The 12,815-nt window shown below is 60.0% G+C and carries 16 protein-coding genes; 12 read left to right on the plus strand and 4 right to left on the minus strand.

Features of this window, described 5'->3' with window-relative positions; genetic code table 11:
- Window positions 1-471: leucine-rich repeat domain-containing protein (locus tag AB9K35_RS18210; RefSeq protein ID WP_369928290.1), on the minus strand; the 471-nt coding region annotated here is incomplete at its 3' end.
- On the opposite strand from AB9K35_RS18210, the gene AB9K35_RS18215 reads away from it, so the two are divergent.
- The gene (locus AB9K35_RS18215) at window positions 472-657 is read left to right on the plus strand and encodes a hypothetical protein (protein ID WP_369928292.1); all 186 of its coding nucleotides are present in this window, start codon (window positions 472-474) and stop codon (window positions 655-657) included.
- A 159-nt stretch (window positions 658-816) separates the two neighbouring features.
- Here the strand turns inward: AB9K35_RS18215 and AB9K35_RS18220 are convergent, their stop codons facing one another.
- Both AB9K35_RS18220 and AB9K35_RS18225 read right to left on the minus strand, forming a co-directional pair.
- A complete protein-coding gene (locus AB9K35_RS18220) occupies window positions 817-1,941 on the minus strand; it encodes a hypothetical protein (protein ID WP_369928293.1) in 1,125 nt (374 codons plus the stop codon).
- Between the two features lie 251 nt (window positions 1,942-2,192).
- Complete coding sequence (locus AB9K35_RS18225) at window positions 2,193-3,128, minus strand: hypothetical protein (RefSeq protein WP_369928295.1); 936 nt, start codon at window positions 3,126-3,128, stop codon at window positions 2,193-2,195.
- A gap of 106 nt (window positions 3,129-3,234) precedes the next feature.
- Here AB9K35_RS18225 and motA point away from each other — a divergent pair, with 106 nt between their 5' ends.
- Together motA and AB9K35_RS18235 are read left to right on the plus strand one after the other, a co-directional pair.
- A complete protein-coding gene (motA, locus tag AB9K35_RS18230; RefSeq protein ID WP_322786332.1) occupies window positions 3,235-4,137 on the plus strand; it encodes a flagellar motor stator protein MotA in 903 nt (300 codons plus the stop codon).
- Complete coding sequence (locus tag AB9K35_RS18235; protein WP_369928297.1) at window positions 4,137-4,559, plus strand: flagellar FliJ family protein; 423 nt, start codon at window positions 4,137-4,139, stop codon at window positions 4,557-4,559. The genes motA and AB9K35_RS18235 overlap by 1 nt, the downstream gene beginning before the upstream one ends.
- Before the next feature lie 4 nt (window positions 4,560-4,563).
- Here the strand turns inward: AB9K35_RS18235 and AB9K35_RS18240 are convergent, their stop codons facing one another.
- Window positions 4,564-5,943 (minus strand): FliI/YscN family ATPase, encoded by a 1,380-nt coding sequence (locus AB9K35_RS18240; RefSeq protein WP_369928299.1) that lies wholly within the window; start codon window positions 5,941-5,943, stop codon window positions 4,564-4,566.
- 70 nt (window positions 5,944-6,013) lie between these two features.
- On the opposite strand from AB9K35_RS18240, the gene AB9K35_RS18245 reads away from it, so the two are divergent.
- The 9 genes from AB9K35_RS18245 to AB9K35_RS18285 are packed head-to-tail and all read left to right on the plus strand — an operon-like array spanning window position 6,014 to window position 12,589.
- The gene (locus AB9K35_RS18245) at window positions 6,014-6,352 is read left to right on the plus strand and encodes a flagellar basal body rod protein FlgB (RefSeq protein WP_369928301.1); all 339 of its coding nucleotides are present in this window, start codon (window positions 6,014-6,016) and stop codon (window positions 6,350-6,352) included.
- Between the two features lie 10 nt (window positions 6,353-6,362).
- A complete protein-coding gene (gene flgC, locus AB9K35_RS18250; protein WP_027234470.1) occupies window positions 6,363-6,773 on the plus strand; it encodes a flagellar basal body rod protein FlgC in 411 nt (136 codons plus the stop codon).
- A gap of 12 nt (window positions 6,774-6,785) precedes the next feature.
- Entirely contained in the window at window positions 6,786-7,097 is a 312-nt protein-coding gene (locus AB9K35_RS18255; protein WP_369928303.1) for a flagellar hook-basal body complex protein FliE, read from the plus strand.
- 1 nt (window position 7,098) lies between these two features.
- On the plus strand, window positions 7,099-7,368 hold the full coding sequence (gene fliQ / locus AB9K35_RS18260; protein ID WP_027234468.1) for a flagellar biosynthesis protein FliQ: 270 nt from the start codon (window positions 7,099-7,101) through the stop codon (window positions 7,366-7,368).
- Window positions 7,368-7,889 (plus strand): hypothetical protein, encoded by a 522-nt coding sequence (locus AB9K35_RS18265; RefSeq protein ID WP_369928305.1) that lies wholly within the window; start codon window positions 7,368-7,370, stop codon window positions 7,887-7,889. Before fliQ ends, AB9K35_RS18265 begins: the two co-directional genes overlap by 1 nt.
- A gap of 15 nt (window positions 7,890-7,904) precedes the next feature.
- The gene (gene flhA, locus AB9K35_RS18270) at window positions 7,905-10,004 is read left to right on the plus strand and encodes a flagellar biosynthesis protein FlhA (protein ID WP_369928307.1); all 2,100 of its coding nucleotides are present in this window, start codon (window positions 7,905-7,907) and stop codon (window positions 10,002-10,004) included.
- Between the two features lies 1 nt (window position 10,005).
- Window positions 10,006-10,767 (plus strand): flagellar biosynthetic protein FliR, encoded by a 762-nt coding sequence (locus AB9K35_RS18275; protein WP_051357725.1) that lies wholly within the window; start codon window positions 10,006-10,008, stop codon window positions 10,765-10,767.
- Window positions 10,768-10,769: 2 nt separating this feature from the next.
- The gene (locus tag AB9K35_RS18280; RefSeq protein WP_369928309.1) at window positions 10,770-11,903 is read left to right on the plus strand and encodes a flagellar biosynthesis protein FlhB; all 1,134 of its coding nucleotides are present in this window, start codon (window positions 10,770-10,772) and stop codon (window positions 11,901-11,903) included.
- Between the two features lie 11 nt (window positions 11,904-11,914).
- Complete coding sequence (locus AB9K35_RS18285; protein ID WP_369928311.1) at window positions 11,915-12,589, plus strand: hypothetical protein; 675 nt, start codon at window positions 11,915-11,917, stop codon at window positions 12,587-12,589.
- Window positions 12,590-12,815: the final 226 nt, after the last annotated feature.

Below are 12,815 nucleotides of genomic sequence, written 5' to 3' on the forward strand. Positions count from 1 at the left end.
GCTTGTCGCTCCGGCCAGCGGGCCGAGATCCGAAACCGGCGTGTCGGACAGGATCACCGTGCGCAGCGCCGGTTTGTTGGCCAGCCCGTCCAGCGACTGCAACCGGGTGCCCTCGGCGCGCAGCATCTCGAGGCGTGTTGACCCCGCCAGCGCAGCCAGGCTGGTCACCGGAGAGTTCGAGATCCAGGCGACCCGCAGGTTCGCCGCCGCCAGCGGCGAAAGGTCGGTGATCTCGGTGTTGAACGCCAGGAAGACCTCCAGCGTGTCGAGGCCGGTCAACGGTGACAGGTCGGTGACACCGGAATCCGCGATGTTCAGGCTCTGCAATTGGCGCAGGTCGCGGGCGAATTCCAGGTCGGTTACCGCGTCGATCCCCCAGACAGACAGGTGTTCCAGGGAGGTCAAACTGGCAAGGGGCGTGAAATCCGGCGCGGAGACGGAATCAAGACTGAGGCGTTTCAGCTTGGGCAATTGCAGCTGGACTATCGGATCAAGACTGGATCGATCAAAACCGAAGCTGAGATTGTTGATTTTAAGATCCGGCGCGACATGCCCATCACCGAAGAAGAAAGAAAACACTTCGAGGAATCTGCAGAAGGCAAGGAAATCCGTCGCGTTCGCGAAGGTGGCTGGAAGGCCTTCTTTGGACTAAAGTGAGGTATGGGGCAGCTTAGGCCGAGCTGACAAAAGGGATCCACAGGAAGCGCTGAACGTGATTCAAGCTGGTATCTGCGATTGAGACCAGCTTGTCACGAGACCTGATGTCGGACTTACATCCATCCGGATTTAGAGCGGACATTTGTCGACGGGGCCTAGTTAATTAGAAGGATCCAGGGGAATTGAATACAAGTTGTTTTCGGCGGTCCAAAAGAGTTTGCCGTCGCCTACAGCTACTGAGACCCCGCCGTCAAATCCGCCCCGGTTCACTACGGAAGGCTCCTCCTCAAAACATGCGCCGCGCTGAATAAGGTCTCCTCCTATCTGCCAGAATATATTGCCGGCGTTCACGGTAAGACCATCAATGTCAGAGTAGTTTTGGCTATTCAATTGCTTCGCAATTAGCGGCTGCTCTAATTTGCTGGCGTAGAGATAACCCTGCTGATCCAGCCAGTAAATCATTTCACCATCTACTGCAAATTTTGTATCCTCATACCAGCCGCCGGAGTTCAATGTTTTGGCCGGTTCGCGGTTCGCAAGGTTGGCATAAAAAATATCCCCTTCACTCACCCAATAAACGACATTATTCTCAACGACAATTGTGGACTTGCCTTTCCATCCACCCCCGTCAACCATTTCAGCAACCAACGGTCCATCATGGCGCGCGCGGTACAAAGCATCTCCCGCGATCCAGTAGATAAACCCATTGTCGACGGCTATTACGACGTCCTCACCCCACCCATTCCGGTCCACTATCCGAGCGCTTTGGGATGCAGTTACCGTACAGACTACCGGGGCTTCGGGCGCATCTGTATGGCCGCCTAATGAATCAAAACTTTCCTCATGGGATGTGGTAAACTCGGCCCCACCCTTTACAGCTTTGTAGTAGATTTCATGCCCCTCAACGCATGTATGAAAAGCCTCAACAATGACTGAACCAGTCGATTCACTCACCTTCCCTGACAAAACCACATCAAGCACACCAGCAACCGTCGCCACTGCTTTGCAGTCGTCTTTGACCTTGACGACCGCATCTGCGCTACCTCCACCATTCACTTTCATGGTCAAGCTAACTTTGTGGTTTTTTAAAATTAGAGAGTGGGCAATACAGGTCTTTACAGTGCCCCATGGCGTGTCGGCTTTTGCCATTTTATCACAGCGAAACTTAAATTCAGGTCCATCCCACGCCACGACCGTAACTGTCCGTTCGCTGCGCGCCTCGGCGATTACGCCGAAAAATATGGACGCGATTATAAATAGAAGAAATCCCTTCATGCGAAGCATTACCACCCCTCCGCGACACTCATACACACAACCCAAGTAAAGCATGGATTTATAAATTAGTCAAAGTTCAGATAAAAAATGCGCTCCCGTATTGGTTTAGCAACGCATAAGGCAAGAAATTAAAACTTCAACGGGTATCGAATCGACTATCCCGACAACCCCGCCTGCCTTCAGGTCGGGGCGTGAGGTGGCTGGCGCAGCCTCCGTTAAGCAAATCCTAGATATCCGCGCTTCAGGGATCAGCGGAGCCGTTATTTGAAGAGCTCGCTACGCAGCGCGCTCACGGTGCTGCCGGGTTCCTGAGTTTCCTTGAACTCATCGATTGCCCAGGCCCAGAGGAAGGACAGCGTCAGCAGGACATAGCCAGCCATCAGCACCATGCTCTTGTTGGGCTTGGCGCGCACCGGTGCGGGTGCGGCGAACACGAAGGACACACGCTCGCCCGTGATGGACACCACCGGTTCGGCCGGGGCGCCGGATCCGGCCAGGCGGCCGCAAACGATATCGCGCGGCAACCGGATGCAAGAGGCCAGGACGCCCTCCGGCGCAACAAGGCCAAGCGGCAGGGCAAAACCGGTTCCGTCAGAACGCACAAGGATCTCGCTGGAGGGGCACTCAGCTTCAGCTCCGCTGCCCGGGAACCGCAACAGCGCATCCCCATTCTCTGGCAGCTCGAATGCGGCCTCAGACATGCCGCCGGGGAGCGCCTGGCGCTCCAGATAGGGGACGTAGCCTTGAGCCTCGGCCGTGGCGGCGGTTTCCGGATTTTCCGGAGCCGCCTCCTCTGCGTTGTCCTGTTCCGTCTCCGGGGCGGCAGGGAAGCTGATACCCATGTCACGCGCAAAGCGGAAATTGACCGCGAAATTGTCAGCCTCATCCAGCAGGTCGTCATTTGCCGCGATCCGGGCTTCGATATCGTGCAGCAGCGCCTGGTCGGCCGCGAAGTTGTGAGCGGCTGGCGGGAATCCCTCTGTGGCAGGGTGGACGCCGAATGCGCTGAAATCCTGCTCCCCGCTGCTGCCAAGGCGGGCCAGGACGTCCTCGGCGCTTTCGCTCTCGTGCCACGGATAAATCCGGTCCGGCTCGCCGTGCCGGACGGCATATGCCAGGCCGATGTCGGCAGGCCAGTCGGGGTGCGCCCCGAACTCGGACCGTTCGAAAATTCTGATGAACGATGTCTGCGGCAAGAGCTCCACCTGACTGTCTCCAAGATATCCTGTGCAATATGCGAAAATCTATTTGTAATCACATATTTCTGCAAGCTTGATCTTTTGCGAAAAACTGAATTGCAGTATGTTCCTCGCAATTGAGATTTTGGAGACTACCACCATGCTGATCCCCTTGGGGTTGCTCGTTGTGCTCGGGCTTGTGTTCGGCGGCTTCACGCTGTCGGGCGGCAACTTTGACGTTCTTTTGCATGCGCTTCCTTTCGAGGGAATGATGATCGCCGGGGCATCGATCGGAGCGCTGATCGTGTCCAGTGACATGGCCAGCCTCAAACTGACCGCTGGCGGTCTGAAGCGTGCCTTTACCGGCCCGCGCTGGAACGCAAAAGACTACCGTGACCTGCTGATGCTTCTGTTTGAACTTACCCGGATGCAGCGTACTGCCTCACCCGTGGATATGGAGCAGCACATCGAGAACCCGCAAAGCTCTTCGATCTTCGGCAAATATCCGAAGATCCTGAAAGACACCTCCACCACGCTGCTGATCTGCGACGCTTTCCGGATGGTGACGCTGAATTTCGACAACCCCCACCAGATGGAAGATGTGATCGAAAAGCGGATCGAAACCAACCTGGAGGAACGGATGATTGCCGGTCACGCCATCACATCGATGGCAGATGGCCTGCCGGCGATCGGTATCGTAGCCGCGGTCCTGGGCGTGATCAAAACGATGTCGTCCGTCGACAAGCCGCCAGAGGTTCTGGGCGTGATGATCGGCGGCGCGCTGGTCGGCACCTTCCTCGGTGTTTTCCTGGCCTATTGCGTCGTGCAGCCCGTGGCTGAGCGCATCAAGGCGATCGAGGAGACGGACTACACCTTCTCCAAGGTCATCCGCGACATCGTGGTCGCCATGACGCAGCAGCATCCGCCGAACATGTGTGTGGAAATCGGCCGGGGCAACATCCCTGAACGGTTGCGCCCCACCTTCAACGAGGTCGACGAGCTGCAGCGCACCATCGCCCGCGGCTGATGGCAGACCGCAAGAAGACATATGCCCTCCTCGCGCGCCTCCATAAGCAGGAAATGGAGGCGCAATCCGTTGTGCTGTCATCCATGCAGGACGAAGCTGACAGGCTCACCCGGGAACGGTCGGCCTTGGAGGAAAGCAGGCGCGCTGGCGCCTCGGTCACCATGATCGAGGCGATGCCATACCGGGGCCGCTTCCTGAATGCGGTCCGCCAGGAAAACCAGCGCTTGTCCGGCCTGATCGCTGATGTTGAAAACAAAATCGGCGTCCAGCGTGACAAGGTGCTGAACGCCTACCGGGAACTGCGCAGCGCTGAACAGCTTGACGGCAACATCAAGGCCGCCCAGGCGGAAGCAGAGCAGGAAGCCGCTCAGGTCGATGCTGATGAAATGGTTCTGCTCCGGCGCCCGGCCGCATACCTCTAGGCCCCTATCCGGCCGCCGCAGCCGCCGGATTGACCTGTTCCGGTAGTTCGACCTCAACACCCGCATCCGCCAGGAGGCCGTACAGGACCGCGAAGGCTTCCTCGCTGCTCTGCGGATCCCGGGTCCCTTGCCCCAGAAAGCCATCCGCCAGGCTGGCAAAGCGGATTGCCGCATCTGTTGCCGGATCAGAACCGGCACGGTAAGCGCCGATCCGGGCGAGATCCTCAACATCCGCATGACGCGCCAGCGCGCGGCGCGCGGCATTCATGATCGCACGCTCGATCGGCACATGGCATCCGGGCAACGACCGTGAAACGGACTTTGCGACGTTGATGGCAGGGTATCTGCCGGTCTCCGCAATCTTGCGGTCCAGCACGACATGCCCGTCAAGGATGCCGCGCACCGTATCAGCGACCGGCTCATTCATGTTGTCGCCATCCACCAGCACGGTATAGAGCGCGGTGATATCCCCGCCCCCCTTTCGCACCGAGCCCGGCCCTGACCTTTCAAGCAGGCGTGGCAGCTCGGTGAAGACGGTTGGCGTGTAGCCGCGGGTCGCCGGCGGCTCTCCCGCAGCCAGCCCGATTTCACGCTGCGCGGTCGCAAAGCGGGTTACGCTGTCGAGCATCAGCAGCACCTGCTTACCCTGATCGCGGTAGAACTCCGCAATGGATGTCGCCGTCAGTGCCGCCTGGCGGCGCATCAGCGGCGGCTGATCCGATGTGGCCACAACGATGCATGAACGTGCCATGCCTTCCGGGCCCAGATCGCGGGTGATGAAGTCCTGAACTTCCCGGCCGCGCTCCCCGATCAGGCCCATCACGATCACATCGGCATTCGTTTGCCGGGCGAGCATGGCCATGAGGGTGGATTTGCCAACGCCGGAACCGGCGAAGATGCCCAGGCGCTGTCCGCGGCAGATCGGCGTGAAGATGTCGATCGCCCGAATGCCGGTCTCCAGCTTTGCACCCATGACCCGCCGGTCAAAAGCATCAGGCGGCGCGCTGCGCAGCGGATATGCACAGGGGCCATCCGGCAGCGCAATCCCGTCGAGAGGTTCACCGAAAGCATCAACGACCCGCCCGATCCATTCCGAGCCGGGGAAGATATCCCCGCCGCCCGGCTGCAGCTCAACCTGGTCACCGCGGCCAATGCCATCCCAGGTCCCGAACGGCAGCAGCCGGATGCCCTCAGGGCTCGTTGCCACAATCTCCGCCCGGATCCGGCCAGCAACAAGCGCCGCATCACCGATTTTCGCAGTTTCGCCGAGTCCGGATGCGGTCAGGCCAAGACCTCCAACGCTGGTCACCTTGCCGCTGACGGCAGGACCGGACAGCTTGCGCAGGCTGCTGCGCATTTGCGAAAATTTTGTTGGTCGTTCCATAAGCAGGGTTCCATTCCGGGATCGAGCCGGTGTATAAAAACTCCTGATTAGATTTTTCGCAAGGACAAACATGGCCGATACGCCGACTTCCTGGCTGCAGACAGCAAGCCAGAGGATGACCTGGCTTGCCGAACGGCAGAAGGTCATTGCAGAAAACATCGCCAATGCGGACACCCCCGGCTACAACGCCCGGGATGTCGAGAGTTTCGACGATTATCTGGGCAAAGCGCTTGGAAGCGCCGTTTCCGTAATTGATGCGAAAAGCGAATGGGGCCGCTCCCTGGATGGCAACGGCGTGATCCTCGAGGAGCAGTCCATTCTCGCGGCATCGGTCTCCGGCCAATACCGCCTCGCTTCGAAGCTCTACAGCAAAGCCCACCAGATGATCGCTACGGTCAACGGGAAGTAAGGAGCCGTCCATGGACAATCTCAGCGCTGTGGCCCGCACAGCCGGATCCGCCCTGCAAGCGCAGTCCGAGCGCCTGCGCATCATCTCCGAGAACATGGCGAACGCGGACACCGCCGGCGCGCCAGGGTCAGATACCTACCGCCGCAAGGTGGTGACTTTCGGCAGCGTCCTCGACCGGGAAACCGGTGCGAACCTCGTAGAGGTCGCGGCAGTGTCGGATGACCCGTCGCCCATGCGGCTGCAGTATGACCCCTCCCATCCCCTCGCTGATGAGCAGGGCTACATCGAGCGCCCGAACGTCGAGCCCCTTGTCGAGATGGCCAACATGCGTGAGGCCGCCCGCAGCTACGAGGCCAGCCTCAACATGATCGCGACCAGCCGTGAAATGCGCCGGATGACAACCGATATGCTGGATTTTTAAGAAGGATCTCTCATGGATAGCATGTTTTCCAATGGCGCCCTGCGCGCCTACAAGGCGGGCCAGTCCGTACCAGCGGCCTCGGTGCCAGCTGCGGCCGCCGCCGAAGGTCCCAGCTTCTCCGCAATGCTTGAGGACACTCTGCGCGACACGGTGGAGACTGTCCGGGCCGGTGATCGTGCTGCGGTCGCCGGGCTGCAGGGCAAGATGTCCACTCAGGAGGTTGTTCAGGCGACTATGGCGATGGAGGCGGCATTGGATACCGCTGTCGCCGTGCGTGACAAGGTCGTCGGCGCCTACCAGGAAGTCCTGCGGATGACCGTCTGACATGCGCGCAGAGGATATTCATCATGTCATCACTGAGGCCATCTGGACGATCCTGGTGGCCTCAGGCCCTGTCCTGGCGGTTGCCATGGCGGTCGGGCTGGGGATCGCCCTGTTCCAGGCCCTGACCTCCGTTCAGGAGATGACACTGACTTTCGTGCCAAAGATTGCCGCAATCTTTGTGACGATTGTCCTCTGCTTGCCCTTGATCTACTCGGCTCTCACCAAGCTTACCGATCAGTCCTTCGATCTCATCGTAAGCGGCGGCCTTTGATGATGCGAAAATCATTGATCTGCGCCGCTCTCCTGGCTGTGGCTCTCCCCGGATTCGGTGGCGCCGAAGGCTTCGGCGGTCTGTTTGCGTTCCAGGAGCCTGCCTCACAGGCAGAGAGCGCGCCGCCCGCTGCCAGCCAGCAACCGGTTCAGGCGCGCCTGCAGCAGGTTCCGTCTCTGGATGGGCCATACGGGCATGCCATGCCAAGCCTTGAAGAGCTGAAGCGGCTGGGGCCGGATGCGGCCCTGCCAGCCCAGCCGATGGCGGCGCAAAGGCGCATCCAGCCGGAAGCAAGCCAGCCAGCCGGAACCGCCGCGCCAATGAGGGCCAAGATGAACCCGCTCGATGCGCCTGTCCGGGCCAACCCGGGCAAGCGGCGCTATACACGCCGTCTTGCCGCACCGCCCGCCGCACGGCCTGCAAAGCGCGAGGCCGCCGCATCAGAAACCGGATATCAGCGCGGCGCGCCTGCCCCGCTGATCCCCGGATACGAAATTTCCCCGTCCCGTACCGGTCAGTAATCAGGAGCTCCGCCCATGGCACAAGCAGAACGACAGAAATCGGCTGTTCTTGACATTCTATCCGCGCGCCTCGGGATCATGTCCCGGCATCGCGATGTCTCATTTGCGATTGCGGTATGTGCGGTGCTGGCCATCCTCTTTGTGCCGCTCCCCGCCATCCTCCTTGATATTGGCCTGGCCTTGTCCATGTCGGTATCCGTACTGGTCCTGATGGTTGCCCTGTGGGTCCGCAAGCCGCTCGAATTCAGCAGCTTTCCCACCCTGCTGCTTGTTGTGACGATGATGCGGCTCTCGCTCAACGTCGCCTCGTCCCGCCTCATTCTGTCTGAAGGTCAGACCGGCACTGATGCCGCGGGTAACGTGATTCAGGGGATCGCCGATTTTGTGGTCGGAGGCGACTATGTGATCGGCACGGTCATGTTCTGTATCCTTGTTGCGATCAACTTCATCGTCATCACCAAGGGGTCGACGCGTATCGCTGAGGTTTCCGCCCGCTTCTCGCTGGACGCAATGCCCGGCAAGCAGATGGCAATCGATGCCGACCTTGGCGCAGGCATGATTGACGAGGTGGAAGCGCGCCGGCGGCGCAAAGAGGTTGAGGATGAAAGCGGCTTCTTTGGCGCTATGGACGGTGCGGCCAAGTTTGTCCGCGGCGATGCGGTTGCCGGTATCATCATTACGCTGATCAACGTCGTTGGCGGCATCCTGATCGGCATCACCCGCCACGGCATGGACATCGGCGATGCGCTCCACAATTTCACCGTCCTCACAATCGGCGATGGTCTGGTCACTCAGATCCCGGCCCTGATCGTTTCTATCGCGGCGGGCATCATCGTGACCAAGGGCGCCACCGAAGGCGCCGCCAATGAAGCTGTGACGAAGCAGCTTTCGGCAAGTCCGAAGGCGGTTTTCGTGGCAAGCGGCCTGATTTTCGTCATGGGGCTTCTGCCGGGCTTCCCCTTCCTGCTGTTCACCGCGGTTGCCGCGGTGCTGGCCGCGTTGGGCGTTTTTTCACGGGATGCGCAGCAAAACGAGCAGCAAAAGGCTGATGCGGAGAAGGCTCTGGCTGAGAAGAAATCCCAGGCCGAACCAGAGCAATCCTCGGGTATTGATACAGTGACCCTGGAAATGGGCCGGAGCCTCATCGTCATGCTCAACAGCGATGACGCCGCATTGCCGGGGAAGATCAAGAGCCTGCGCGAGATGTTCCAGAAGGAATACGGTTTTGTCCTGCCGCCGGTGCGCATCAAGGACGGCGAGCTTGCCAGCACCAAAGCCTACCGGATCAACGTTCAGGGCGTTGAGGTCGCCACCGGGGAGCTGCGCCCTGGCGGCAGGCTCGTGATTGATCCCGCAGGCGAGGCGACAGACCTGCCGGGCGAGCGGGTGAAAGAGCCCACGTTCGGTTTGCCTGCGATCTGGATCGACTCCGGGTCAGCGCCGGACGCGGAAGCTCGCGGCTTTACTGTAGTCGACCCCGAAAGCGTCATCGTCACGCACCTCACTGAGGCGCTGAAGGAAAACATGCCGGAAATGATGACCTACGGCGCCGCACGCGAGGTGATGAATAGCCTTGAGCCTGCATACCGCAAACTCATTCAGGATATCTCCTGCCCGTCCCCGGTGATCCTGCTGCGCAATATCCTGCGGAAACTGCTGTCGGAACGCATTTCCATTCAGAATACGCCGCTGATTGCGGAATCCATCGCTGAAGCGGCTGTCATCTCGACGAATGCCACTTTGGTTGCGGAGCATGTCCGCAAGGCCCTCTCAGCCCAGATTTGCAAGTCCCTGGAGGGAAGCGACGGTTTCATCCAGACCGTTACCCTCGGCAGCCAGTGGGAGCAGGAATTCGCAAGCTCGGTCAAGATTCAGGGCGATGACACCATCTGCACCATGTCCCCGGCGAAGGTGCAGGAATTCGGCCGGGCGGCCCGCGGCGTGCTGCAGGGCTACGCGGCCCGGGATGAATGGCCTGCCTTGGTTGTCAGCCCTGAATACCGGCCGATCATCCGATCGATGCTTGAGCGTATTGCTCCGATGACGCCGATCCTTTCCTTTTCCGAGATCCACTGGAAGAGCAAAATGAAAACCGTCGCCCAGATCGGGGAGTGACATGGGCGGCACGTTCATTGCTCAGCTGACAGAGGAATGGGTCCTTATGGTGGCGCTGGTCTATGCGCGCATTGGCACTGCGACCCTTCTGCTGCCCGGCTTTGGCGACACCCATATCCCGCCGCGGGCAAAGATTTCCTTCGGGATCGCGCTCGCGCTTGGCCTGATGCCTGCACTTCCAGCGCCAAAGGTGCCGGAAGACGTCACCCTCTTCGCACTCCTGCTGGGGCTTGAGGCGCTGATCGGCGTGTTCATCGGGACCGGCGCCAGGCTCTTCATGGCGGCCTTCCACGTGCTTGGCGCGCAGATCGGATTTGCCGCGGGCCTGAGCAACTCGCTGACACCCAATCAGGGCAGCCCTGAGAGCGGATCGACGATTTCCACGCTGCTCACCTTCGGGGCGGTGGCCTGTATCTTTCTGACCAATACGCACCATGTCATCCTGACCGGGCTGATGCGCTCATATGCGATCCTGCCCCCCGGCCAGGTCATGATCGGAGATATGGCAAGCCAGATCGCCCGCATCGGCGCCTCTGCCTTCTACATCGCCGCCGCCGTGGGCGCGCCGTTCTATGTGCTCAGCCTGCTGCTTAATCTCGGCATGGGCCTGGCCAACCGGGTGATGCCTGCGATGCAGGTGTTTTTCGTGGCCGGACCGGGCCTGATTGTCGCCGGGCTTGCCCTCCTGGCCCTGGCGGTGCCGGCAATTCTGACCTACCAGAACGAGCAGCTGTCGCTCTGGTTTGAAACCTTGGTGCGCTGATCATGTCCCAGACTGACGATGACAGCTCCAAGTCGGAAGAGCCAACAGAGCGCAAGCTCAAGAAGGCCAGGGAAAAGGGCGATGTCCCGACCTCAAAGGAAGTCGGGCACCTGTTCATCTACGGCGCGCTCCTGGTCTGTGCGGGCCTGTATCTGCCACGGCACGCAGCCGATGCTGCCAGCGCTCTGGGGTCTCTGTTTGACCTTGCAGGCACGATCGACACCAGTTCCGGCGAAACCGCATTCCAAGACCTGAGGGGCGCACTTACGGCGCCGGTGTACCAGGTGTCGATGATTGCCGCCGGGGTTCTGGGGATCCTGCTGACCGCGGCGGCCGTGTCCGGCGCCCTCCAGGGGCCGTTTGTCGTGTCCAAGGAGCGCATCACCCCAAAGCCCAACAAGATCTCGCCGATGGCAGGCATCAAGCGGCTGGCCGGAGTGAATAACCTCGTTGAGTTCGCAAAGAGCTTCATCAAGCTGATCCTCGTCGGGGCATTGGCCGCGACGGTGGCCTACGGGGTGATCAGCTCGCTCCTGCCCGGCGCGGTCATGATCCCGGAATACCTTCCGTCCGCCATTTCATCGCAAGCCACGCGCATGCTTGCCTGGATCACGATCCTCATGATCCCGGTGACGATGGCTGATATCGGGTGGAAGCGGTACAGCCACATGAAAAAGCAGCGCATGTCCCTCAAGGAGATCAAGGACGAGCACAAGGACACCGAAGGCGATCCGCACATCAAGGGCAAACGAGACATGATCCGCCGCCAGCGGGCCCGCCAGCGCATGCAGAAGGCGGTACCGCAGGCAACGCTGGTGGTTACCAACCCGACGCATTATGCGGTTGCGCTGAAATATGAGCGCGGGCTGGACCCGGCGCCGGTCTGCGTGGCCAAGGGCGTCGACCTGATCGCGGGCAATATCCGCCATCTTGCCTACCAGCACGACGTGCCGGTCATTGAGAGCCGCGCGCTGGCCAGGGCGCTGCATGCAACCTGCGAGGTTGACCAGGCAATCCCGGAAGCGCATTGGGCGGAGGTTGCGCAGCTTGTGGCGTTCGTGTTCGATCTGCGCCGCAAGATTCGCCGGAAACTGCCCCACGGGGCCAGCCTGCGAACAATCGAAGATGAACAGTAAGGGAATTGCGCATGCCTTTCCGGCAGCTCGTATCGGGTATTATTCTTGCCCTGCTTCCGATTTCTTCCGTCTCTGCCTCATCAAACACCACGATCGTTCAATGCGACGCCGGGCGCTGGGAGGGATACAGGACAGGCTTCCGCGGGTCAGAAGGGGAGAACGGGATCACTTACCCCTTAGTCATCATGACGCTGAAGACCCCAGCGGTGCAAGGGGACGCTGTCCTGATAGAGTTTGGGCCCAACCTGATTGGCGAGGAGGGCACCACACTGGGATCAGTGATAAACAGCTCCCAGAAGGGGCAGGGCTACTACCAGAAGAGTTACGTGATCATCCACTCCAAGCCGCAGCAGATATCCGAGATCTTCACAGTGGACTTGGAAACAGGCGACGTCATCATGTCTCAGACCATTGGCGACAGCCGCGGCATCAGCGTCGATACCTTCAAGAAGGAATGCCTTGTCTTTACTGGTTTGAATGACGATCAAGTCCCAGCGTCTCCGGTTCTCGGCCAAAAGTTGTTCTCTTCTGAAGAGCGCCGGGAGGTGGGTATTGCCGCTCCCAATGACGACCACGCTCACGAGACCCTTTCTGACCACCGGGATCGTTCAGCGGATAAACCCAGGCATACTGACCCGAACAATGACGCGGATCTGCTTGAATTGGGCTTTGTTCCCGTTGATTAGAGAGCCAATCTAGCCTGAGTTTCAGGCGTAGAGTTCGCGTGAGCGAGAGTTGGGACGCTTGAAGGTGTTTGCGACAAAACCGTGTATTACGCCCAAATCTCCTTGTGGACTGGGGGCTTCCATCCAATATGCCATACAGTACAGCATTTTAGACCGGTGTGACCGTCATGGCCCTTCCTGCCCGCCTCCTCCCTCTCGCTTTGAGCGGTTTCGCCGCGCTCGCCAG

This window comes from Leisingera sp. XS_AS12, from assembly GCF_041224635.1.
In the GTDB taxonomy this organism is placed as follows: Bacteria; Pseudomonadota; Alphaproteobacteria; order Rhodobacterales; family Rhodobacteraceae; genus Leisingera.